The sequence below is a fragment of the Microbacterium sp. F01 genome, assembly GCF_056156365.1.
In genome coordinates this window covers 1,279,117-1,299,276 of the sequence record NZ_CM149592.1, presented here as the reverse complement: position 1 = coordinate 1,299,276, position 20,160 = coordinate 1,279,117, and the positions used below count along the sequence as shown (strand labels likewise).

Below are 20,160 nucleotides of genomic sequence, written 5' to 3'. Positions count from 1 at the left end.
GCGGCTGAATAGACTCGCGGAGGGGGAAACCCGAGTCCCAGAGGGGGGATCGATGCGACTGCGTTGGGCTGCAGCGCTGGCGTCCGCTGCGGTGGTCGCGGTCACGGCGATCGGCGGTGGGGCGGCGCTCGCGACTCCTCCGGTCACGCTCGGGTCCGGCTACGTGCTCGATGACGCGGACGTGCTGTCATCCGGGGAGGAATCCGACGCGCAGAACCGCCTCGAGCAGCTCAAGACCGACACGGGACTCGACCTGTGGGTCGTGTACGTCGACCAGTTCACCGACCCGTCCAGCGCCGAGGACTGGGCCAACCAGACGGCAGATGACAACGGGCTCGGGGTCAGCCAATACCTGCTCGCGATCGCCACCGAGGGACGCCAGTACTACCTCTCCGGCTACTCCGACGGCCCGCTCAGCCAGGACCAGCTCGCGACGATCGAGCAGGAGCAGATCCAGCCCGCTCTCGCCCAGGACGACTGGCTCGGCGCCGTCGACGCTGCGGCCGATGGCATGACCGACGCCGCCGGCGGCGGAAGCGGCACTCCGGGCGCCGACGCGGGCGGCAGCGGGTGGCTCACGTGGCTGCTCGTCATCGTCGTCGTCGGCGTCGGCATCGTGCTGCTGGTGATGTTCCTCCGCCGGCGCAAGAAGGGCGCGGTGACAGCCGGACCGGCCGGCCCGGCGCAGCCCAGCATCGAGGAGCTCGAGCGGCGCGCGTCGTCGCTCCTCGTCGAGACCGACGACGCCATCAAGACCAGCACGCAGGAGCTCGCCTTCGCGAAGGCACAGTTCGGGGATGCGGCGACCACCGAGTTCGAGGCGGCGCTCGCGACCGCGCAGCAGAGCCTCGACGAGGCGTTCGGGCTCAAGCAGAAGCTCGACGACCACATCGAGGACTCCGAACAGGACACGCGGGCGTGGAACGAGCGCATCATCGCGCTCTGCGAGGCGTCCAACGCGCTGCTCGATGAGAAGGCCGCCGCCTTCGACGAGCTGCGCAAGCTCGAGCAGAACGCCCCTGAGGCGCTCGCGCGCGTGCACGAAGCCAAAGCGAAGGCCGAGGCATCCCTCGACGAGGCGACCTCCCGGCTGCAGAGCCTGCAGACGGCGTACGCCCCCGAAGCGCTGGCGACGGTCGTCGACAACCCCGAGCAGGCCCGGCAGCGCCTCGCGTTCGCCGACGAGCAGCTCACCGCCGCGCAGTCCGCGATCGGCGCCGGCGACGGCGGCGAGGCCGCGGTCGGGATCCGGGCGGCCGAAGAGGCGGTCGGCCAGGCGACGCTCCTCGAGAACGCCATCGACAAGCTCCAGGCTGATCTCGCCGAGGGCGAGCGCAATGCCACGGCCCTCGTCGCCGAGCTCGAGTCCGACATCGCGGCGGCGTCGGCGCTGCCGGACGCAGACGGGCGGATCGCGGGCGTGATCGCGTCGACGCGCCAGCAGCTCGACGCCGCCCGCGGCCAGCTCACCGGCACCGCCAAGCGCCCGCTCGCGGCGCTGCAGAGCCTCGAAGCGGCCAACACGCAGATCGACACGCTCGTGCAGGGCGTACGAGACGCCGAGGCGCAGGCGCAGCGCGCGCGGCAGATGGTCGGCCAGGTCATGATGCAGGCGCAGGCGCAGGTGTCGGCCGCCGAGGATTACATCACCGCGCGCCGCGGCGCGGTCGGAGCGCAGGCGCGCACGCGCCTCGCCGAAGCCGGCGCCTCACTCGCCCGCGCGCAGGCGCTGCAGGCGAGCGACCCGCAGCAGGCGATGCAGCAGGCGCAGCGCGCCGACCAGCTCGCCGGGCAGGCGATCCAGCTCGCGCAGAACGACGTCGGCGCGTTCGACGGTGGGATGGGCGGCATGTTCGGCGGCGGCCAGCAGGGCGGCGGCGGAAGCGGCGGCATGCTCGGCGCCGTCCTCGGCGGCATCGTGCTCAACTCCGTGCTGGGGGGCGGGCGCTCCTCGGGCGGAATGGGCGGCGGCCTCGGCGGCATGCTGGGCGGCGGCGGAGGACGCTCGTCGGGCGGCATGCGACCCGGTAGCTTCGGAGGCGGCGGCACGCGCGCCCGTCGAGGAGGTGGCCGCTTCTGACCCGAACACGCGGAGCCGTCCGCGCAACGCCGGCCGCGGCATCCGTCTCCAGACCAGACTCATCGACCCAGAACTGAAGTCCGATAGGAAGGAAATCCGATGGCGAAGCAGTCCATCTTCGGTCGCATCTCGACCCTCATGAAGGCGAACATCAACGCGCTCCTCGACTCTGCCGAGGACCCGCAGAAGATGCTCGACCAGCTCGTGCGCGACTACACGAACTCGATCGCCGACGCCGAGTCGGCCATCGCCGAGACGATCGGCAACCTGCGCCTGCTCGAGCGCGACCACCAGGAGGACGTGCAGGCGGCCGCTGAGTGGGGCAACAAGGCGCTCGCCGCCAGCCGCAAGGCCGACGAGCTGCGCGGCGTCGGCAACACCACAGACGCCGACAAGTTCGACAACCTCGCCAAGATCGCGCTGCAGCGTCAGATCAGCGAGGAGAACGAGGCCAAGGCGATCGCGCCGACCATCGCCACGCAGAACGAGGTCGTCGACAAGCTCAAGGAGGGCCTCAATGGCATGAAGCAGAAGCTGGAGCAGCTGAAGGCCAAGCGCTCCGAGCTTCTCGCCCGCGCCAAGACCGCCGAAGCCCAGAACAAGGTCCACGACGCCGTCAAGTCGATCGACGTGCTCGACCCGACGAGCGAGCTCGGCCGCTTCGAAGACAAGGTCCGCCGCCAGGAGGCTCTCGCCGCCGGCAAGCAGGAGCTGGCCGCGTCGACACTCGACGCGCAGTTCAACGCCCTCGAGGACGTGGGCGAGCTGACCGAGGTCGAGGCCCGTCTCGCCGCGCTGAAGTCCGGCGCTCCGGTGCAGGCCGCGATCGAGAACTGAGCCCACCGCTCGCGTCTCGGGGCGCCGGGTCCTCACGGATCCGGCGCCCCTCGCGTCTGCCTCCAGCGAACGACGAGCGGGACGGATGCCGCGGCCCTCGGTCTGCGCGAAGATGAAGAGATGACGCGTTACCTCGTGGTCCCGCAGTGGCAGGGAAGCCCGTCCTCCCGCGCGATGCAGCTCATCGACGGCGCCCAGGCGATCGCGGGAGACCTTCCCCGGGCGTCCACCACCGTGCTCGACGTTCCCATGGAGGCGGGCGAGTCGCTCGGCACCGGCATCCACCGTCTGAGCGCGTTGCAGCGCGTGAACGGCCTGGTCGCACAGGCACTTGACGCACACGACGCCGCGGCGCCCGACGAGCCGGTGCTCACGATCGGCGGCGACTGCGGCGTCGCACTCGCACCGATCGCACATGCCGCGCGCCGCTCCCCCGGGCTCGCAGTCGTCTGGATCGACGCTCACCCCGACCTCAACTCACCGGACTCGTCGCCGTCGGGCGCGTTCGCGGGCATGGCGCTGCGCGCCGTGATCGGCGACGGCGACCCTGGTCTGGCGCTGCCCGCGGGCACGATCGCCGCCGAGCGCGTCGTCGTCGGCGGGGCACGCTCGTTCGACGATCCGGAACTCGAGCTGGTGTCCGAGCTCGGCATCGCGGCCCTGACCGTGGAGGCGCTGCGCGAAGCCGACGCCCTCGCCGAGGCGGTGCTCGCAACCGGCGCGGACGCGGTGTACATCCACATCGACATCGACGCGCTCGACCCGGCCGAGATCGCCGGCAACGCGCACCCCGAGCCGTTCGGTGTCACCGTGGCCGAGCTGACCGTCGCGGTCGCGCGCCTGCGCGAGCGCGTGCCCTTGGTCGGGGCATCCCTGGCCGGCTACTCCCCCGCATCGCTCGCAGCGGCCACCGACGATCTCGGCGCGATCCTGCGCGTGATCGGGGCGCTCGCGTGAGTCCCATCCCCACCCCGCCCGCGGGGTGGCGCGCCGCCGCCGAGCGCGCCGTGATCCGGGGGCGCCGCATCGACGCCGCGATCCCGTCGTTCCTGCTCGACTCGCCGATCAGCCGCGCGGGGTACTGGTACGGCTGTACCGTCGGATGGGTCTGGGGAACGCTCTGGAGCACCGGCCGCGTCGAGAGGCGTGAAGGTCTGTGGGTGTTCCGCGGGATGCCGCGCTGGACGTTCCCGCGCGGCGGGTCGTGCGTGGGCGGATGCTTCCTCACCGGCGACGGACGCATCACCGACGCTCTTCTGCGGCACGAGGCGGTGCACAAGCGCCAGTGGCAGCGCTACGGGCTGCTCATGCCCGTGCTCTATCTGCTGGCCGGTCGCAATCCGCTGCGCAACCGGTTCGAGATCGAGGCGGGCCTGGAGGACGGCAACTACGTGCCGCGCGGCGCGGCCTGATCGCACGGGCCCAGACCCAGGGCCACCGCCGCGTCAGCGCGCGGGTGTCAGGCCGTACTGCGCGGGGGTGTGGATCGCATCCGTGCGGATGCCGAGCTCGACCAGGTGGTCGACGATGTCGGCCGTGCCGAGATAGCCGCCCAGCAGGTGGATGCGGGTCTCGTCGCCCTCGGTGCACAGCATCTCGTCGGCCCACGCGGTCACGGCGCGCGTCAGCGCCTCGCCCGACGCGCAGCCACGGCCGGTGCCGGGGGCACCCGAGCGCTGCGAGCGGTCGAGCCACGTGACGCTCATACGGCTCGGCGCGGTGATCTCGGCCAGCCACGAGGCGTCCGGGATCTCGATGAAGACCCGGCCCGTCGAGCAGATCGGCAGGGTCGCGAGCACGGCCTCGAGCTCGGCCAGCGACGTTTCGTCGGCCGTGATCAGGTGCTGGACGCGCGTGTGACGCGACGCACGGCACGCCGACGCGTTGTGCGCGGCGCTCTGAGGCTGGATGTTCTGGACCATGACCCCTCCACTATAACCGCTGATGAAGGGTTGCCTTACCTCATTTCCGATTATGAAACGGATGCCGCGTCCCTACGCGTCGCGCCGCAGCAGGACGCGGCGCAATTCGGCGATCTCGTCGTCCGCCAGGCCGTGCGCGCGCAGGTATTCCTCGGCCGACCCGTACCGCCGGGCGACGTCGTCGAGCAGGGCGCGCATGACGGGCGCCGGGGACCGCGTGGCGAGATCCTCGAGGTGAACGGCGCCGGGGTGCATCGCGCGCAACATCTCGACGATCTTGCGATTGCGCTGCGGCGGGAGCAGGCCCTCGGTGCGCGCATAGTCGGCGACCACGGCGTCGGCGTCGACACCGGCCGCGGCGAGGGTGAGCGCGATCGTCACTCCTGTGCGGTCCTTGCCGACGGTGCAGTGCACCAGCACCGGCTGGTCGGCGAGGATGCCGCGGACGACCGCCGCGACTCCCTCGCACGAGTCGTCGACGAGCCGGCGGTACATCTCGTCGAGGCTGATGTCGTCGCGGAAGAACGACTCGACCGACCCGAGGAAGAGCGGCACCCGCTGCGTCACGACGTCGAGCCCCGCGATGCGGCTCGGCTCGCGCGCGACCTCGTCGTCGGCACGGAGGTCGATGATGCGCCGGAGGTGGAGGTCCGCGAGGGCCTGCGTGCCGGCGGCATCGAGCCGGGCGAGGTTGCCCGAGCGGTACAGCACGCCGTAACGCGTCGACGCGTCGCCCGCGCGGAGCCCGCCGACGTCGCGCAGGTTGACGGCCCCCGGTACGACAGGATCGACCGGTGCCGGATCGAGAGGAGGTGTGGGGATGGTCACCAGGCGGCGCCCGCGGCGGCGTCCTTGTCTTCGCCGACGAGGTCGTCGCGGGGAGGCGTGCTGTACCGGCCCGCGATGGCGATCCGGTTGAACGCGTTGATCGACACCAGGATCCAGCTGAGGGCGACGTACTCCTTCTCGCTCAGCACCCCGCCGATGCGGTTGTAGACGTCGTCGGGTATTCCGTCCTCGTGGATGTAGACGTACGACTCGGCGAGCTCGAGGCCGGCGCGCTCCCGGTCGGAGAAGACGCCGGACTCGCGCCACACCGGCAGCTGCGCGATGTCGTCGGCGGTGATGCCGGCGGCGAGCGCCCGCTCGACGTGCACCCGCACGCAGTACGCGCAGCCGTTGAGCTGCGAGGCATGGATCTGCACGAGTTCCTTGAGCCGGTCGTCGATACCGTTCTCGGCGGCGATGCCGCCCACGGTCTTCGAGAAGGCCGAGAGCGCCTGATAGGCGGGTCGCGCCGCTCGCGAGAGGTGCACGCGGTGTTCTGCCGTCATGACGCCAGACTACCCAGGGCGCGCTCGCGCGGGGCCGGGCGTCGCCGGGGTGAGGCATGATGAGCGGGTGAGCGACCCCATCGACGAGTTCTCGTTCCTCCCCGAGCAGGCCGACGAGGCCGGCATCGAGGCTCCTGTCCCCCGCGGCGAGAGGCTGTCGCTGTCACTCGCCGATGGACGCACCCTGAGCGCGCTGCGTTACTCTCCGGCGGACTCCCCCGACGCCGCGCCCGTGGTGACGTTCCTCCACGGCGCGGGCCTCAACGCCCACACGTGGGACACCACGATCCTCGCGCTCGGGCTTCCGGCGCTCGCGATCGACCTTCCCGGCCACGGCGACTCGTCGTGGCGCGACGACGCCGCCTACGTCGCACGCGCGCTCGCACCCGACGTCGCGGCGGGCATCGACGCGTGGACGGACGCCCCGCAGCTGCTCGTCGGACAGTCGCTCGGCGGACTGACGGCCGCGGCCGTGGCGACCTCCCGACCGGACCTCGTGCGCGAGCTCGTCGTCATCGACATCACGCCGGGCCTCGACCCGAACGCCGGGGCGAAGCAGATCCGCGACTTCTTCGCCGGCCCGATCGATTGGGCGTCGCGCGACGAGCTCGTCGACCGTGCGCTCGCCTTCGGACTCGGCGGCGGCACGCGACGCAAGGCCGAGCGCGGCGTCTTCTTCAACTCCCGCATCCGCCCCGACGGCCGCGTCGAGTGGAAGCACCACTTCGCGCGTCTGGCGAACGCGGCATCGGCCTCGCCCGAGGCTGCGGCGAGCGCGGCCGCGCAGCAGGACGCCGTCGCCGCGGTGCTCGGCGAGTCCGGCTGGGAGGATCTCGCGGCCGTGGCCGCCCCGACGACGCTCCTGCGCGGCGAGCGCGGCTACGTCACGGACGAAGACGCCGCCGAGTTCGCACGACGCGTGCCCGCAGCATCCGTCGCCGTCGTCCCGGCGGGGCACAACGTGCAGGAGGAGATTCCGCGGGAACTGGGGGCGCGCCTGCGCGGGATGGCCTCCGCCGGCTGACCGCGGCGGCGCCGGTCGGGAAGCATTAACGCTTCTGTTGCGTTCCGGGTACCGGGTTGCCGCACGCCTCGGCGATATCCCTAGGCTGAGAGGCACACCGGCTCTCACCCCCTGGCAGCCGAAGCTCGCACAGCACACGGGACCGTCCCCGAAAGGACCTTCATGCTCCGTCGCACCGCCCTCGCCGCAGCGTCGCTGCTGGCCGCCGGTCTGCTCGTCCTCACCGCCTGCAGCGGTGGGAGCGGCGCCACCGCGCCCACGTCGCCCGGCGAGCCCGACCCCGACGCGTCGGTCGCGGTCCGGCTGGTGCTCGAGCCCGGCAACCTCGACATCCGCGAGACCGCGGGATCCGCGCTGGACCAGATCCTCGTCGACAACATCTACCAGGGCCTCGTCGCGCGCACACCCGAGCAGGACATCGTCCCGGCACTCGCGAGCGACTGGACCGTCTCGCCCGACGGCCTCACGTACACTTTCACGCTCCGCGAGGACGTCACGTTCCACGACGGCCAGGCGCTGACTCCCCAGGACGTCGTCTGGTCGCTCACCACACGGCGCGACACCCCGGCGTGGCGCGACTCGGCGCGACTGGCGAACGTCACGTCGATCGCCGCGGAGGGGCAGGACATCACGCTGACGCTCAGCCAGCCCGACTCGAGCCTGCTGTGGAATCTCACCGGCCGCGCCGGCATCGTCCTCAAAGAGGGCGACACCGTCGACTACAAGACCGCGGCCAACGGCACCGGACCCTTCGTGCTGGAGGAGTGGCGCGAGGGCGACAGCATCACGTTCGCGCGCAACGACGCCTACTGGGGCGAGGCGTCCGGCGCCGCCGAGGTCGTGTTCGAGTACATCCCCGACAACCAGGCCGCGCTCAATGCGGCGCTCGCGGGCGAGGTCGACGTGCTGACGGGGTTCGACGCCAACCTCAAGGAACAGGTGGAGGCGAACGGCGACTTCGCGCTCGTGCTGGGGCAGTCCACCGACAAGGGCACGCTCGCGTTCAACCAGACCTCCGGTCCGCTCGCCGACAAGCGGGTGCGCCAGGCGATCCGCGAGGCGATCGACCACGACGCCATCATCGAGGCGCTCGCGTCGGGGCAGACGCAGTACGGGCCGATCCCCGAACTCGACCCGGGCTACGAGGACCTGTCGGACGTCGCGCCGCACGACCCGGAGGCCGCCCGAGAACTCCTCAAGGAGGCCGGCTTCGAGGACGACCTCGAGCTCACGCTGACGATCCCGAGCTTCTACTCGACGACGATCCCGCAGATCCTCGTGTCGGACCTCGACGAGGTCGGCATCACGCTGGACGTGGACTCCGTCGACTTCACCACGTGGCTCACCGACGTCTACACGAACCAGGACTACGACCTGAGTTTCGTGCTGCACACCGAGGCCCGTGACTTCGAGAACTGGGCGAACCCCGACTACTACTTCACGTACGACAACCCCGAGGTGCAGGAGCTGTACGCCCAGTCGCTCGCGGCCACGGACGAGTCCGAAGCCGCGGATCTGCTGAAGCAGGCGGCCCGCATCGTCTCCGAGGACGCCGGCGCAGACTGGCTCTACAACGGCGCCTCCGTCGTCGCCGTCGGCACGAACATCGCCGGCATGCCCTCGATCAACGTGAACGAGCGCCTGAACATCGCCGAGATCACCAAGAGCAACGGGTGATCCGGTACACGCTGACCCGATTCGCCCTGCTCCTCGTCGGGCTCCTCGTCGCCAGCGTGCTGATTTTCGTCACCCTCCGGGTGCTGCCGGGTGACATCGCCCACCTCATCGCGGGCGTGGGATCCACCCCCGAGCAGCAGGACGCCATCCGGGAGCGGCTGGGACTGGACCGCCCGCTCCCGGAGCAGTACCTCACGTGGATCGGCGGGCTGTTCCGTGGCGACCTCGGCACGTCCCTCCTGACGGGCACGAGCGTCGTGGACGAGCTCGCCCAGAAGGCGGAGGTGACCGTGCCCCTCGGCATCCTGTCCCTCCTCATCGCCGTCGTGATCAGCGTGCCGCTCGGCGTGCTCTCGGCCATGCGGCGCGGGCGCGCCTCGGGCACGGGACTCAGTGTGGGCGCGCAGACCCTCGCCGCGGTGCCGGTGGTGTGGGCGGGCATGATGCTCGTCGTCGTCTTCGCGGTGTGGCTCGGGTGGCTGCCCGCGCAGGGCTTCCCGCGGTCGGGGTGGAGCGACCCGTGGGCGGCACTGCGGTCGCTCATCCTCCCCGCCCTCACGATCGGCATCGTCGAGGGCGCCATGCTGCTGCGGTTCGTACGCAGTGCGACGCTGCAGGCCGTCGGGCAGGACTACGTGCGCACCGCAGCCGCGAAGGGCCTCACCCGCGATCAGGCGCTCATCCGCCACGGCCTCCCCGTCGTCGGGCTCTCGGTGATCACGGTGCTCGGTCTGCAGGTGGCCGGCATCATCGTGGGCGCCGTCGTCATCGAGCAGCTGTTCTCCCTCCCCGGCATCGGCCGCATGCTCGTGGCCGACGTCGCCGCGCGCGACCTGCCGAAGGTGCAGGGCGAGCTCCTCGCCCTCACCGGATTCGTGCTCGTCGTCGGCTTCGTCGTCGACCTCGTGCATCGTGTCATCGACCCCCGACAGCGGGAGGCGTCATGAGCGCACGCCGATCGCGGTGGGCATGGCTCGGGCGCCTCTGGGCGCTCTCGACCGGGCGCTTCGGGCTCATCGTCGTCGCCGTCGTCGTGCTCACGGCGATCGTCGCGCGGTTCTGGACGCCGTTCGACCCGCAGAGAGTCGACATCGCGAACCGCTGGGCGCTGCCGGGCTGGCCGCACCTGCTCGGCACCGACGGTTCGGGCCGCGACATCCTGAGTCTGCTGATGGCCGGCGCTCGAACCACAGTGTTCGTCGCGGTCGGCGCCGGGATCGTCGCGACCGTGATCGGCATCTCGCTCGCGGCGCTCGGCGCTCTCACTGCACGCTGGGTGCGCGAGTCGATGGCGGTGTTCATCGACATCCTCATCGCGTTCCCGGTGCTGATCATCGCGATGATGATCTCGGCGGTGTGGGGCGGGTCGCTCTGGGTCGTGATCTGGGCGGTCGGCATCGGGTTCGGCGTGAACATCGCCCGGGTCACGCGGCCGGAGCTCCGCCGCGTGCTGCACAGCGACTTCGTGCTCGCCGGACGCGCGTCCGGCCTCACGCCGGCGCAGAACCTCTGGCGCCACCTCCTCCCCAACGTCGCGCCGGTGTTCATCGTGCAGCTGTCGTGGGGCATGGCGGTCGCGGTGCTCGCCGAAGCGGGCTTGTCGTACCTCGGGTTCGGCGCACCGGTGACCGAGCCGTCGTGGGGCCTGCTCCTCGCACAGCTGCAGCAGTTCATCGCCGTGCACCCGCTGTCGGTGGTGTGGCCGGGCCTCGCGATCACGATCACCGTTCTCGGCCTCAACCTGCTGGGCGACGGCCTGCGCGAGGCGACCGACCCGACGCTCTCGCGGAGCCCCTTCGCGACCCGTCGCGCGCGACTTCACATCCCGGAGGTGGTCTCGTGAGTCTCGAGGTGCAGGACCTCACCGTCGACATCGGCGGCCGCCGGGTCGTCGATGGCATCTGGTTCTCGGTGCCCGACGGCGCCCGCGTCGGTCTCATCGGCGAGTCGGGTTCGGGCAAGTCGCTGACGGCGCTGGCGATCCTCGGCCTCCTGCCTGACGGCGCGACGGCATCGGGCAGCGTGCGGTGGAACGGCCGCGAGATCCTGGGGCTTCCCGACCGCGAGCTCGCGGAGCTCCGCGGCGACGAGATCGGAATCGTGTTCCAGGAGCCGCGCACCGCGCTCAACCCGATCCGCACCGTCGGTCGTCAGATCGCCGAGTCGATCCGCATCCACGAGGGGCTGTCGAAACGGGATGCTGCCGCCCGCGCCGTCGCCGAGGCATCCCGTGTCGCCCTCCCCGACCCGGAGCGCATCGTGGCGCGCTACCCCCACCAGTTGTCGGGCGGTCAGCGCCAGCGGGTCGCGATCGCGATGGCGCTCGCGTGCCGGCCGCGGCTGCTGATCGCCGACGAGCCGACCACCGCACTGGATGTGACCATCCAGGCCGAGATCCTGGAGCTCCTGCTGTCGCTCACGCGCGACGACGGCATGTCCCTCGTCTTCATCACGCACGACCTCGCGGTGCTGTCGCAGATCGCCACGCACGCAGTGGTGCTCGAGCACGGACGCGTGGTGGAGGAGGCACCCGTGTCGCAGCTGCTCTCGGCTCCGGCATCCGTCGTCACCCAGGAGCTGCTGCGCGACGCGACAGCGACGCTGTGGCGGCCGGAGGGTCGCGGTTCCGCGCCGGGGGTCTGGGGCGAAGCCCCAGAGGGGCCTGCGCGATGACAGTGCTGATCCGCGGCCGAGGGCTGACGCGCCGCTACCCCACCCCGAAGACGCACCTGTTCGAGAAGCAGGCGTTCGCGACGGGACTCGAGGACGCCGACATCGACGTGCGCGAGCGATCGGCGGTCGGTCTCATCGGCGAGTCGGGCTCCGGCAAGTCGACGCTCGTCCGCCTGCTGCTGGCGCTCGACACGCCGTCCGCGGGCACCGTGGAGTTCGACGGGCAGCCGGTCGACGCGAGCGCCTCGGCGCGGTCGCTGCACTGGCTGCGCCGGCAGACGGGGATCGTGTTCCAGGACCCCTACGCGTCGCTCGATCCACGCATGAGCGTCGGCCGCATCGTCGGCGAGCCGCTGTGGGCGCTCGGGATCGGGGGCGACCGTCGTGCACGTGTGCGCGAGGTGCTGGAGGACGTCGGGCTCGAGGCCGGCATGGCCGACCGCTTCCCGCACGAGTTCTCGGGCGGTCAGCGGCAGCGCATCGCCCTCGCCCGCGCGATCGTGCACCGCCCGCGCCTGCTCGTCGGCGACGAACCGCTGTCGGCACTCGACGTCACGGTCCGCGCGCAGATCCTCGAGCTGCTCGGCGAACTGCGAGTGCGCGACGGGCTGACGCTCCTGCTGGTGTCGCACGACATCGGCGTCGTCCAGAACCTGTGCGACGAGGTCGTCGTCATGAAGGACGGGCGCATCGTCGAGGAGGGCCCGACCGAGAAGGTGCTTCTGCAGCCCCAGGTCGCGTACACACGGCGGCTGCTCGCGTCGATTCCCGTGATCGAGAACGGCAGGTAGTCGCGGAGCCGGCCGAATTCCTCCTTCCCGCCGGCTCTGGCGACTCGCCACAAGACGACCTGACTGCCGCGCGACTTGGCGACTCGCCATCAGACGCGGGCGGCCACCATCCGGCGACTCGCCAAGTAAGGCGAGCGGAGCCACCGTCCTTTGGCGACTCGCCAAGAGTGACGGATGAGAGGGGGCGAGCCGGGCGCTGACTCGCCGGGGCGAGGATCGGCGACGTCGGCGGGCGCGGATAGGTTCGGAGCATGAGCCCCGGAATCGTCCCCCCGTACCTGCTCGCCCGCATCGCCGCCGTGCAGGAGGAGAACTGGGCTCGGGCGGCCGATGCTGCGCACCGCACCCTCGCCGCGCCGCGGGACTATCGTCCGGTGCGCTCGCGCCTGCGCCTGTCGATCCAGGAGCCGGGCACGCTCGTCGCCGAGGCGACGCCCGCGCCCGATCGGGAGATCTCGGATGCGAAGCACCGCGAAGTGCTCCCGGGCACCCGGGTGCGCGGGGAGGACGCCCCCGCGACCGGAGACGCGTCCGTCGACGAGGCGTACGACGGCCTCGGCGCGACGTACGACTTCTGGTGGGACGCGTACGCTCGCGACAGCATCGACGGCTCGGGCAGCTCGCTGCTGGCGACCGTGCACTACGGCCGCGACTACGACAACGCGTTCTGGAACGGCGAGCGCATGGTGTTCGGCGACGGTGACGACGAGGTGTTCCGCGGCTTCACGCGATCGCTCAGCGTCATCGCCCACGAACTCGCCCACGGTGTGATCGAGGACGAGGGCGGCCTCGTGTACCGGGGTCAGTCCGGCGCGATCAACGAATCGATCGCCGATGTCTTCGGCGCCCTCGCCGAGCAGCACCGCGAGGGGCAGACGGTCGACGAGGCGACGTGGCTCATCGGCGAAGGGATCTTCACGGATGCCGTGGAGGGCGTCGCCCTGCGGTCTCTCAAGGCGCCCGGCACCGCGTACGACGACGACGTGCTCGGCAAGGACCCGCAGCCGGCGCACATGCGCGACTATGTCGAGACCCGCGACGACAACGGCGGCGTGCACATCAACTCGGGCATCCCCAATCACGCGTTCTACCTCACGGCGAAGGCCCTCGGGGGCCGGGCGTGGGAGCGCGCCGGGCTCATCTGGTACCGCGCACTCACATCGGGGACCCTCCCCTCCACCGCGGACTTCACCATGTTCGCCCGCGCCACCCTCGCCGCAGCGGCCGCGGAGTACGGTGAGGAGTCGGAGGAGGTCGACGCCGTCCGCATCGGGTGGACGGGCGTCGGCGTGATCCCGGATGACCGCGAACCCGAGTCCTGACCCGACCGCATCGTCCGCCGCGCCGCCGGCGGTCGAGGTCGATGTCGCGCGCAGCGGCGGCATCGCCGGCATCACGCGGCGCTGGTCGGCGCAGCCGCCCGACGCGGAGGCCCCCGAGTGGATCACGCTCATCGACCGCTGCCCGTGGAGCGAGGCGCCCAGCACCACGGGTGAGCTGGCCGACGATGATCCCGCCGCCGCTGCGCCGCGCCCGGCGGCGCGACGCAGCGATCCGATGCCCGACGGCTTCGTGTGGTTCATCCGCGCGACATGGTCGGGCGCGGACGCGCGCGAGGCCGAACTGCCCGACGATGAGGTGGTGGGCGCCTGGCGCGAGCTGGTCGATGCCGTCCGCGACTGGAGCCGCCAGAGCTCCGGCCCCGGCCGGCCCGGCCGCTGAGGGTCAGCGCGCGAAGAGGCCCTTCTTCTTCGCAGGCTTGAGGGCCTTCTGCATGTAGATCGTGCCGAGCCAGCGGCCGAACTTGAAGCCCACCCGGCCCATACGGCCGACCTCAACGAATCCCAGCTTCTCGTGCAGGGCGACGGAGCCTTCGGCGCCCTTGTCGCTGATCACCGCGACCATCTGGCGGATGCCCGCGGCCTCGCACGCCTCGATGAGCGCTTCGAGCAGTGCCCGGCCGAGCCCCTTCCCGGTCGCGGCCTGGCCGAGGTAGATCGAGTTCTCGACCGAGAACCGGTACGCGGACTTGCTCGACATGGGCTGCACGAGGGCGTACCCGAGGATCTGCCCCGACGGTGACTCGGCCACGAGGAAGGGCAGCCCCTGCTTCGCGAGCCCGTCCCGCTTCTTGCGCCACTGGGCGACCGACCAGATGTCCTCATCGAAGGTCACGACCGAGTTGGTGACGTAGTAGTTGTAGATCTCGCGGATGTCGGGGATGTCCTCGTCCTCGACGGGACGGATCGTGAACGAGAACGGGCGCTCAGGCTCGGGCTGCCGCTGCAGGTGACGCGGCAGCTTGCGGCGGTCCTTCTCGTATTCCTCTTCGAGCATGAGCTCCTCCTCGATGTCTGCGATCGACCGGGGGCCCTATACGGGCAGCCGCCAGTCGACGGGGTCGGCGCCCTGCTGGGCGAGCAGCTCGTTGGCCCGGGAGAACGGCCGCGAGCCGAAGAACCCGCGACTCGCCGACAGCGGCGACGGATGCGGCGATTCGATGATCGGCGTGGTGCCCAGAAGCGGGCGCAGGTTCGCGGCATCCCGCCCCCAGAGGATCGCCACGAGCGGACGGTCGCGCGCGACGAGCGTGCGGATGGCGTGCTCGGTCACCTTCTCCCAGCCCCAGCCGCGATGGGATGCCGGCGCTCCCGGCGCGACAGTGAGCACGCGGTTGAGCAGCATGACGCCCTGGTCGCTCCACGCCGACAGGTCTCCGTGGGGAGCGCGCGGGATGCCGAGGTCGGATTCGAGCTCCTGGTAGATGTTGCCGAGGCTGCGCGGCAGCGGCCGCACGTGCGCGTCGACCGCGAACGACAGCCCGATCGGATGCCCCGGCGTGGGGTACGGGTCCTGCCCGACGATGAGCACCTTGACATCGGGCAGCGGGCGCTGGAACGCGCGCAGCACACGGTCGCCGGCCGGAAGATAGTGGCGGCCGGCGGCGACCTCGGCGCGGAGCCGCTCGCCCAGCGCCGCGATGTCGGGGGCCACCGGGGCAAGCTCCGTCGACCACCCGGGGTCGATGAGTCCCGCGTCGGCCAGCTCGGGCAGCGTCATCGCCATGTCAGGCACGTTCCACCGTCGTCGTCATGACGAGCTCGAGCCCGCCGTCCACCGCGGTCGCCTCGAAAGCCACCGTGGCCGCGGCGAGATCGGCGAGCGAGGCGACGTGCGTGCCGCCGCACGGGATCCGCGCCTCGGCGCCCGGCAGCTCGCACACCCACGCACGGCGGTCGGCGAGCGCGTCGCCGTCGCGCTCGACGCGCACGGATCCGCCGGAGGCGATCCACTCGACGAGCTGCGCGTCCACTCGGGCCGCGAGACCATCGAGGTCGTCGAGAGCGTCGGGGTCGAATCCCTTGCGCCGGAGCGACTTGCCGATGCGGTACACATCGCGCGAGGCGTCCGGCAGGATGCGCGACTCCTGGATCGCGAGCGCGTCGAACGCCGGAGCGCCGAGCGCGTCGGTCGGCGCGTCTTTGCGCCAGGCACCGGCCAGTGCCGCGTCGAGGGCGAGCGAGGCCAGGTGGCACGCGGTGTGACCGGCCGACAGAGCGGCGCGGTACGCAGCATCCACCGTCACCTCCACCGTGTCGCCCGCGGCAACCGGGGCGCCGGCGTCGACGAGGTGCGCGACGACGAAGGTCCACCCCTCGCTGCCGGTGCGCACCGGGACATCGGGGCCCAACAGCAGGCCGTCGCCCTGCGTCGCGCCGACGACGGCGTCGACCACCGCGAGTTCGGCGTCGCCGACCCGCAGTGTGCCGCGGTCGGCGGGCTGGTCGGGCCACGCGGTGTCGACGGGGTGGAAGGCGGTCTCGTTGAGCACGACGGCCGTCCTCCCGTCGCCGGCATCGGCCACGTGGACGGCGGTGCCATGGGAGGAGACGGCACCGGACGGGTAGCTGACGACGGTCCCGTCGGTGAGGGTCACAGCTCCTCCGTGCCGCGCGGGCGCAGCGGGCCGCGCGCGAGGAGGAACTGCGCCGACTGCGCGACCGGGCGCATCGTGATGAGGTCGAGGTTGACGTGCCCGGGCGCGTTGAGCGCGTACGCGATGACGTCGGCGACGTCGTCGGCCGTGAGCGGGTTCTCGACGCCGTCGTACACCCGCTCGGCCGCCGCGCTGTCGCCGCCGAGACGGTTGAGGGTGAACTCGGGCGTGTGCACCATGCCCGGTGCGACCTCGATCACGCGGATCGGCTCGCCGTTGAGCTCGAGGCGCAGAGCATGCGCGATCATCGCCTCGCCCGCTTTGGCGGCGTTGTAGCCCGCGCCTCCGGCATACGCGGACTGCGCGGCGGTCGAGGTGACGAAGAGGGTGTCGGCGTGACCGTCGGATGCGGCGGCCCGGCGCAGCTGCGGCAGCAGCGCCGAGACCAGCCGCTGTGCAGACAGGACGTTGACGTCGAACATCCACTGCCAGTCCTCGACGCGGCCGTCCTCGACGCGATCGGTGCCGCGTGCGCCGCCCGCGACGTGGACCAGAGCATGGACCGGGCCGGAATCGGCCAGGAAGTTGGCGAGCGCCGCGACGTCGGCATCCGTCGTCAGGTCCGCGGCGAACGCGACCGCGCCGGTCTCGGCCTCGAGCGCGGCGAGGCGATCGGCGCGCCGCGCAACCCCGACGACGTCCCATCCGCTCGCGCGGAGCGCGCGCACCGCCGCCTCGCCGATCCCCGAGCTCGCCCCCGTCACCACTGCACGTCTGTTCGCCATACCCACAACGCTACCCACGTCCCGCCCGGCGGCACTCCTCGACCGCCAATCCGGCGCCGAAGCGCGTTACGTCACATTTCCCCCACGTTGTTGACAACACCCGCTTCTCCGTACTCTCGAATCCGGCTGGGGGGCACGCTCCCGGCACCCGATCCCGCAGGAGCAGGCCATGTCCGCAGCCGAGAACTGGCGTTTCGAGACCAAGCAGATCCACTCGGGGGCTCAGCCCGACCCGGTGACCAAGGCTCGCGCCACGCCGATCTACCAGACCACGTCGTACGTCTTCGACAACGCCGACCACGCGGCGAACCTCTTCGCTCTCGCCGAGTTCGGCAACATCTACACCCGCATCCAGAACCCGACGCAGGCCGTCGTCGAGGAGCGCCTCGCCGCGCTCGAGGGGGGCACCGGCGCCCTGCTGCTCGCGTCCGGTCAGGCCGCGGCGACGTTCGCGGTGCTCAACATCGCCGAGGCGGGCGACCACATCGTGTCGTCGAGCTCGATCTACGGCGGCACCTACAACCTCTTCAAGTACACGCTCGCCAAGCTCGGCATCGAGACGACGTTCGTCGAGAACCAGGACGACCTGGAGGAGTGGCGCCGCGCGGTGCGCCCGAACACGAAGCTGTTCTTCGCCGAGACCATCGGAAACCCGAAGATCAACGTGCTCGACATCCGCGGCGTCGCCGACGTCGCCCACGAGAACGGCGTGCCGCTCATCGTCGACAACACGATCGCGACCCCGTACCTCATCAAGCCGTTCGAGCACGGCGCCGACATCGTCGTCCACTCGGCGACGAAGTTCCTCGGCGGCCACGGCACGACCATCGGCGGCGTGATCGTCGACGGCGGCACGTTCGAGTGGTCGAAGAACGTCGACAAGTTCCCGGGCCTCACCGTCCCGGACCCCTCGTACCACGGCGCCTCGTACACGGCCGCGGTCGGCGACGGCCTCGCCTACATCATCAAGGCGCGCGTGCAGCTGCTGCGCGACCTCGGCTCGGCCATCTCGCCGAACAGCGCGTGGCTGCTCATCCAGGGCATCGAGACGCTGTCGCTGCGCGTCGAGCGCCACGTGCAGAACGCGCAGGAGATCGCCGAGTGGCTCGAGAACCACTCCGACGTCGCCTCGGTCAACTACTCGGGTCTGCCGACCTCGCCGTGGTACGCGGCTGCGAACTCCTACGCCCCGAAGGGCGTCGGCGCGGTGCTGTCGTTCGAGCTCAAGGGCGGCGTCGAGGCAGGCCGCGAGTTCGTCAATTCGCTGACGCTCTTCAGCCACCTCGCCAACATCGGCGACGTGCGCTCGCTCGTCATCCACCCCGCGTCGACCACGCACTCGCAGCTCACCCCTGAGCAGCAGCTCACGACCGGTGTCACGCCGGGTCTCGTGCGTCTCTCGGTGGGCCTCGAGAACATCGACGACCTCAAGGCCGACCTCGAGCAGGCGCTCGCGGCGGCCCGCCGGGTGTCGGAGGCCGCTCGCGCCTGATCCCCCTCCTCGGGACATGGATGCCGTGTACCCGCGCACTGCGCGGGTACACGGCATCCGTCATTCCTGGTCGGTGTCGGGCTCGTCCGCCTCGAAGTCGGCCGCGAGTTCCTCGGCGGTGAGCTGCGCCCCCGGCACGGGGCGCGGGAGCGTCGGCGCGGCATCGTCGGTGTGCCAGGGCTCGCCCGCGTCCTCTGCGCCATCGGCCTCGTCGAAGATGACGTCGGTATCGTGATCGAGGTCGTGCTCCTGCGGCGGCATCGCCGGGCGGGGCTCGTGGGCGGGCATGAAGGGCTCAGCGGTGGACATGCCGCGCATTCTGCCATGTGCGGTGTAACAGACGGCGTCAGCAGGCATGCGCAGGCGAGAATGGACGGATGGACTGGCAGACCTCCGAAGACACGGTGCCGAGCGCGCCCGTGACGGAGGCTGACGCCCGCCTGCTGCTCGGCCGCCCTCCGGCGACCGGCGCATGGCGCGACGGCGACCCGCTGGGCGAGCGCCACTTCGCGGCGTTCGGGGCGTTCCGCACCGAGGGCGGCCGCGAGCTGCCCGCCTACCGCCTCGCGTACGAGACCTGGGGCGAGCTCAACTCCGCCCGCGACAACGCCGTGCTCGTGCCGCACGCACTGACCGGAGACAGCCACGTGCGCGGGCCGGCCGGGGCGGGCCACCCGACATCGGGCTGGTGGGACGACATCGTCGGACCCGGCGCGCCGATCGACACCGACCGCTGGTTCGTCGTGGCGCCGAACATGCTCGGCGGCTGCCAGGGGTCGACGGGTCCGGCGTCGATCGGGCCCGACGGCTACGAGTGGGCCTCACGTTTCCCGTACCTCACCATCCGCGACCAGGTCGCCGCGCAGGTGCGCCTGGCCGACGCGCTCGGCATCGACGTCTGGGCGGCCGTCGTGGGCGGATCGATGGGTGGCATGCACGCTCTCGAATGGGCGATCTCGCGCCCCGAGCGCGTGGAGCGGGTCGCCGTCCTCTCGGCGCCGCCGGTCAACACCGCCGACCAGATCGCCCTAAACTCGGTGCAGCTCGAAGCGATCCGCATCGACCCGCGGTTCCAGGGCGGCGAGTACTACGACGCCGGCGACGGCGACGGCCCCAACCGCGGGCTCGCGCTCGCGCGCCGCATGGCCCTGCTCAACTACCGCTCCCCCACCGAGCTCAACCAGCGCTTCCAGCGCACGTGGCAGTCGGGCGTGAGCCCGCTCGGGCACGGCGGACGATTCGCCGTCGAGTCCTACCTCGACTTCCACGGCAACAAGTTCACGCGGCGCTTCGATGCGAACTCGTACATCACGCTCGTCGAGGCGATGAACTCGCACGACGTCGGCCGCGATCGCGGCGGCGTCGAGGACGCCCTCGCCCTCGTCACCGCCAAGGCCCTCGTCCTCGGCATCGACAGCGACAGGCTCTTCCCCATCGACGGGCAGCACCGCATCGCGCGCGGCATCCGCAACACTCTCGACGGCGACCGCGCCGTCGTGCTCTCGAGCGACTTCGGCCACGACGGGTTCCTCATCGAGACGACGGCCGTCGGCGCGCACCTGCGGCGGCTCCTCGAGGCCTGAGCCGACATCTCGCGGTATCACCGTT

General features: G+C 71.4%; 22 protein-coding genes. 14 read left to right on the top strand and 8 right to left on the bottom strand.

The genetic code is table 11. The features are described from left to right. Nucleotides 1–52 precede the first annotated feature (52 nt). The 4 genes from ACVN90_RS05700 (at nt 53) to ACVN90_RS05685 (ending at nt 4,329) form a co-directional block, all read left to right on the top strand. The gene (locus tag ACVN90_RS05700; RefSeq protein ID WP_475101191.1) at nt 53–2,080 is read left to right on the top strand and encodes a TPM domain-containing protein; all 2,028 of its coding nucleotides are present in this window, start codon (nt 53–55) and stop codon (nt 2,078–2,080) included. A 99-nt stretch (nt 2,081–2,179) separates the two neighbouring features. Continuing rightward, nucleotides 2,180–2,917: a PspA/IM30 family protein gene (locus ACVN90_RS05695; protein ID WP_116193962.1), complete on the top strand. Its 738-nt coding sequence runs from the start codon at nt 2,180–2,182 to the stop codon at nt 2,915–2,917. Nucleotides 2,918–3,037: 120 nt separating this feature from the next. Continuing rightward, the gene (locus ACVN90_RS05690) at nt 3,038–3,874 is read left to right on the top strand and encodes an arginase family protein (protein WP_475101190.1); all 837 of its coding nucleotides are present in this window, start codon (nt 3,038–3,040) and stop codon (nt 3,872–3,874) included. Next, nucleotides 3,871–4,329 carry a Fe-S oxidoreductase gene (locus ACVN90_RS05685; protein ID WP_475101189.1) on the top strand — a complete coding sequence of 153 codons (459 nt, stop codon included), beginning with the start codon at nt 3,871–3,873 and terminating at the stop codon, nt 4,327–4,329. The genes ACVN90_RS05690 and ACVN90_RS05685 overlap by 4 nt, the downstream gene beginning before the upstream one ends. A gap of 33 nt (nt 4,330–4,362) precedes the next feature. Here ACVN90_RS05685 and ACVN90_RS05680 read toward each other — a convergent pair whose 3' ends face one another. From ACVN90_RS05680 to ACVN90_RS05670, 3 genes are all read right to left on the bottom strand, one after another. Next, nucleotides 4,363–4,839, bottom strand: coding sequence for an SIP domain-containing protein (locus ACVN90_RS05680; RefSeq protein WP_475101188.1), 477 nt, complete (start codon nt 4,837–4,839; stop codon nt 4,363–4,365). 72 nt (nt 4,840–4,911) lie between these two features. After that, nucleotides 4,912–5,667: a tyrosine-protein phosphatase gene (locus ACVN90_RS05675; protein WP_475101187.1), complete on the bottom strand. Its 756-nt coding sequence runs from the start codon at nt 5,665–5,667 to the stop codon at nt 4,912–4,914. Beyond that, nucleotides 5,664–6,173: a carboxymuconolactone decarboxylase family protein gene (locus tag ACVN90_RS05670; protein WP_475101186.1), complete on the bottom strand. Its 510-nt coding sequence runs from the start codon at nt 6,171–6,173 to the stop codon at nt 5,664–5,666. The genes ACVN90_RS05675 and ACVN90_RS05670 overlap by 4 nt, the downstream gene beginning before the upstream one ends. 67 nt (nt 6,174–6,240) lie before the next feature. Between ACVN90_RS05670 and ACVN90_RS05665 the strand changes: the two genes are divergently transcribed. The 8 genes from ACVN90_RS05665 (at nt 6,241) to ACVN90_RS05630 (ending at nt 14,060) form a co-directional block, all read left to right on the top strand. Then, the gene (locus ACVN90_RS05665) at nt 6,241–7,197 is read left to right on the top strand and encodes an alpha/beta fold hydrolase (RefSeq protein WP_475101185.1); all 957 of its coding nucleotides are present in this window, start codon (nt 6,241–6,243) and stop codon (nt 7,195–7,197) included. 162 nt (nt 7,198–7,359) lie between these two features. After that, a complete protein-coding gene (locus ACVN90_RS05660) occupies nt 7,360–8,874 on the top strand; it encodes an ABC transporter substrate-binding protein (protein ID WP_475101184.1) in 1,515 nt (504 codons plus the stop codon). Next, a complete protein-coding gene (locus ACVN90_RS05655) occupies nt 8,871–9,821 on the top strand; it encodes an ABC transporter permease (protein WP_475101183.1) in 951 nt (316 codons plus the stop codon). Before ACVN90_RS05660 ends, ACVN90_RS05655 begins: the two co-directional genes overlap by 4 nt. After that, nucleotides 9,818–10,717 carry an ABC transporter permease gene (locus ACVN90_RS05650; protein ID WP_475101182.1) on the top strand — a complete coding sequence of 300 codons (900 nt, stop codon included), beginning with the start codon at nt 9,818–9,820 and terminating at the stop codon, nt 10,715–10,717. The genes ACVN90_RS05655 and ACVN90_RS05650 overlap by 4 nt, the downstream gene beginning before the upstream one ends. Then, a complete protein-coding gene (locus ACVN90_RS05645; RefSeq protein WP_475101181.1) occupies nt 10,714–11,547 on the top strand; it encodes an ATP-binding cassette domain-containing protein in 834 nt (277 codons plus the stop codon). Before ACVN90_RS05650 ends, ACVN90_RS05645 begins: the two co-directional genes overlap by 4 nt. Then, a complete protein-coding gene (locus tag ACVN90_RS05640; RefSeq protein WP_475101180.1) occupies nt 11,544–12,338 on the top strand; it encodes an ABC transporter ATP-binding protein in 795 nt (264 codons plus the stop codon). Before ACVN90_RS05645 ends, ACVN90_RS05640 begins: the two co-directional genes overlap by 4 nt. A gap of 251 nt (nt 12,339–12,589) precedes the next feature. Continuing rightward, nucleotides 12,590–13,660, top strand: a complete 1,071-nt coding sequence (locus tag ACVN90_RS05635) for a M4 family metallopeptidase (protein WP_475101179.1) — start codon at nt 12,590–12,592, stop codon at nt 13,658–13,660. Then, on the top strand, nt 13,638–14,060 hold the full coding sequence (locus ACVN90_RS05630) for a hypothetical protein (RefSeq protein WP_475101178.1): 423 nt from the start codon (nt 13,638–13,640) through the stop codon (nt 14,058–14,060). Before ACVN90_RS05635 ends, ACVN90_RS05630 begins: the two co-directional genes overlap by 23 nt. Nucleotides 14,061–14,063: 3 nt before the next feature. Here ACVN90_RS05630 and ACVN90_RS05625 read toward each other — a convergent pair whose 3' ends face one another. Genes ACVN90_RS05625 through ACVN90_RS05610 form a run of 4 tightly spaced genes read right to left on the bottom strand, consistent with a single transcriptional unit; the run spans nt 14,064 to nt 17,060 of the window. After that, nucleotides 14,064–14,675, bottom strand: coding sequence for an N-acetyltransferase family protein (locus tag ACVN90_RS05625; protein ID WP_475101177.1), 612 nt, complete (start codon nt 14,673–14,675; stop codon nt 14,064–14,066). Nucleotides 14,676–14,711: 36 nt separating this feature from the next. Beyond that, nucleotides 14,712–15,404, bottom strand: a complete 693-nt coding sequence (locus tag ACVN90_RS05620) for a uracil-DNA glycosylase (protein ID WP_475101176.1) — start codon at nt 15,402–15,404, stop codon at nt 14,712–14,714. Nucleotide 15,405: 1 nt separating this feature from the next. Beyond that, nucleotides 15,406–16,275 (bottom strand): alanyl-tRNA editing protein, encoded by an 870-nt coding sequence (locus tag ACVN90_RS05615; RefSeq protein WP_475101175.1) that lies wholly within the window; start codon nt 16,273–16,275, stop codon nt 15,406–15,408. Beyond that, nucleotides 16,272–17,060, bottom strand: coding sequence for an SDR family oxidoreductase (locus ACVN90_RS05610; RefSeq protein ID WP_475101174.1), 789 nt, complete (start codon nt 17,058–17,060; stop codon nt 16,272–16,274). Before ACVN90_RS05610 ends, ACVN90_RS05615 begins: the two co-directional genes overlap by 4 nt. A 169-nt stretch (nt 17,061–17,229) precedes the next feature. On the opposite strand from ACVN90_RS05610, the gene ACVN90_RS05605 reads away from it, so the two are divergent. Continuing rightward, nucleotides 17,230–18,552: a bifunctional o-acetylhomoserine/o-acetylserine sulfhydrylase gene (locus ACVN90_RS05605; protein ID WP_475101173.1), complete on the top strand. Its 1,323-nt coding sequence runs from the start codon at nt 17,230–17,232 to the stop codon at nt 18,550–18,552. Between the two features lie 60 nt (nt 18,553–18,612). Here the strand turns inward: ACVN90_RS05605 and ACVN90_RS05600 are convergent, their stop codons facing one another. Further along, nucleotides 18,613–18,861: a hypothetical protein gene (locus ACVN90_RS05600; RefSeq protein ID WP_475101172.1), complete on the bottom strand. Its 249-nt coding sequence runs from the start codon at nt 18,859–18,861 to the stop codon at nt 18,613–18,615. Nucleotides 18,862–18,929: 68 nt separating this feature from the next. Here ACVN90_RS05600 and metX point away from each other — a divergent pair, with 68 nt between their 5' ends. Beyond that, nucleotides 18,930–20,135: a homoserine O-acetyltransferase MetX gene (gene metX, locus ACVN90_RS05595; RefSeq protein ID WP_475101171.1), complete on the top strand. Its 1,206-nt coding sequence runs from the start codon at nt 18,930–18,932 to the stop codon at nt 20,133–20,135. Nucleotides 20,136–20,160: the final 25 nt, after the last annotated feature.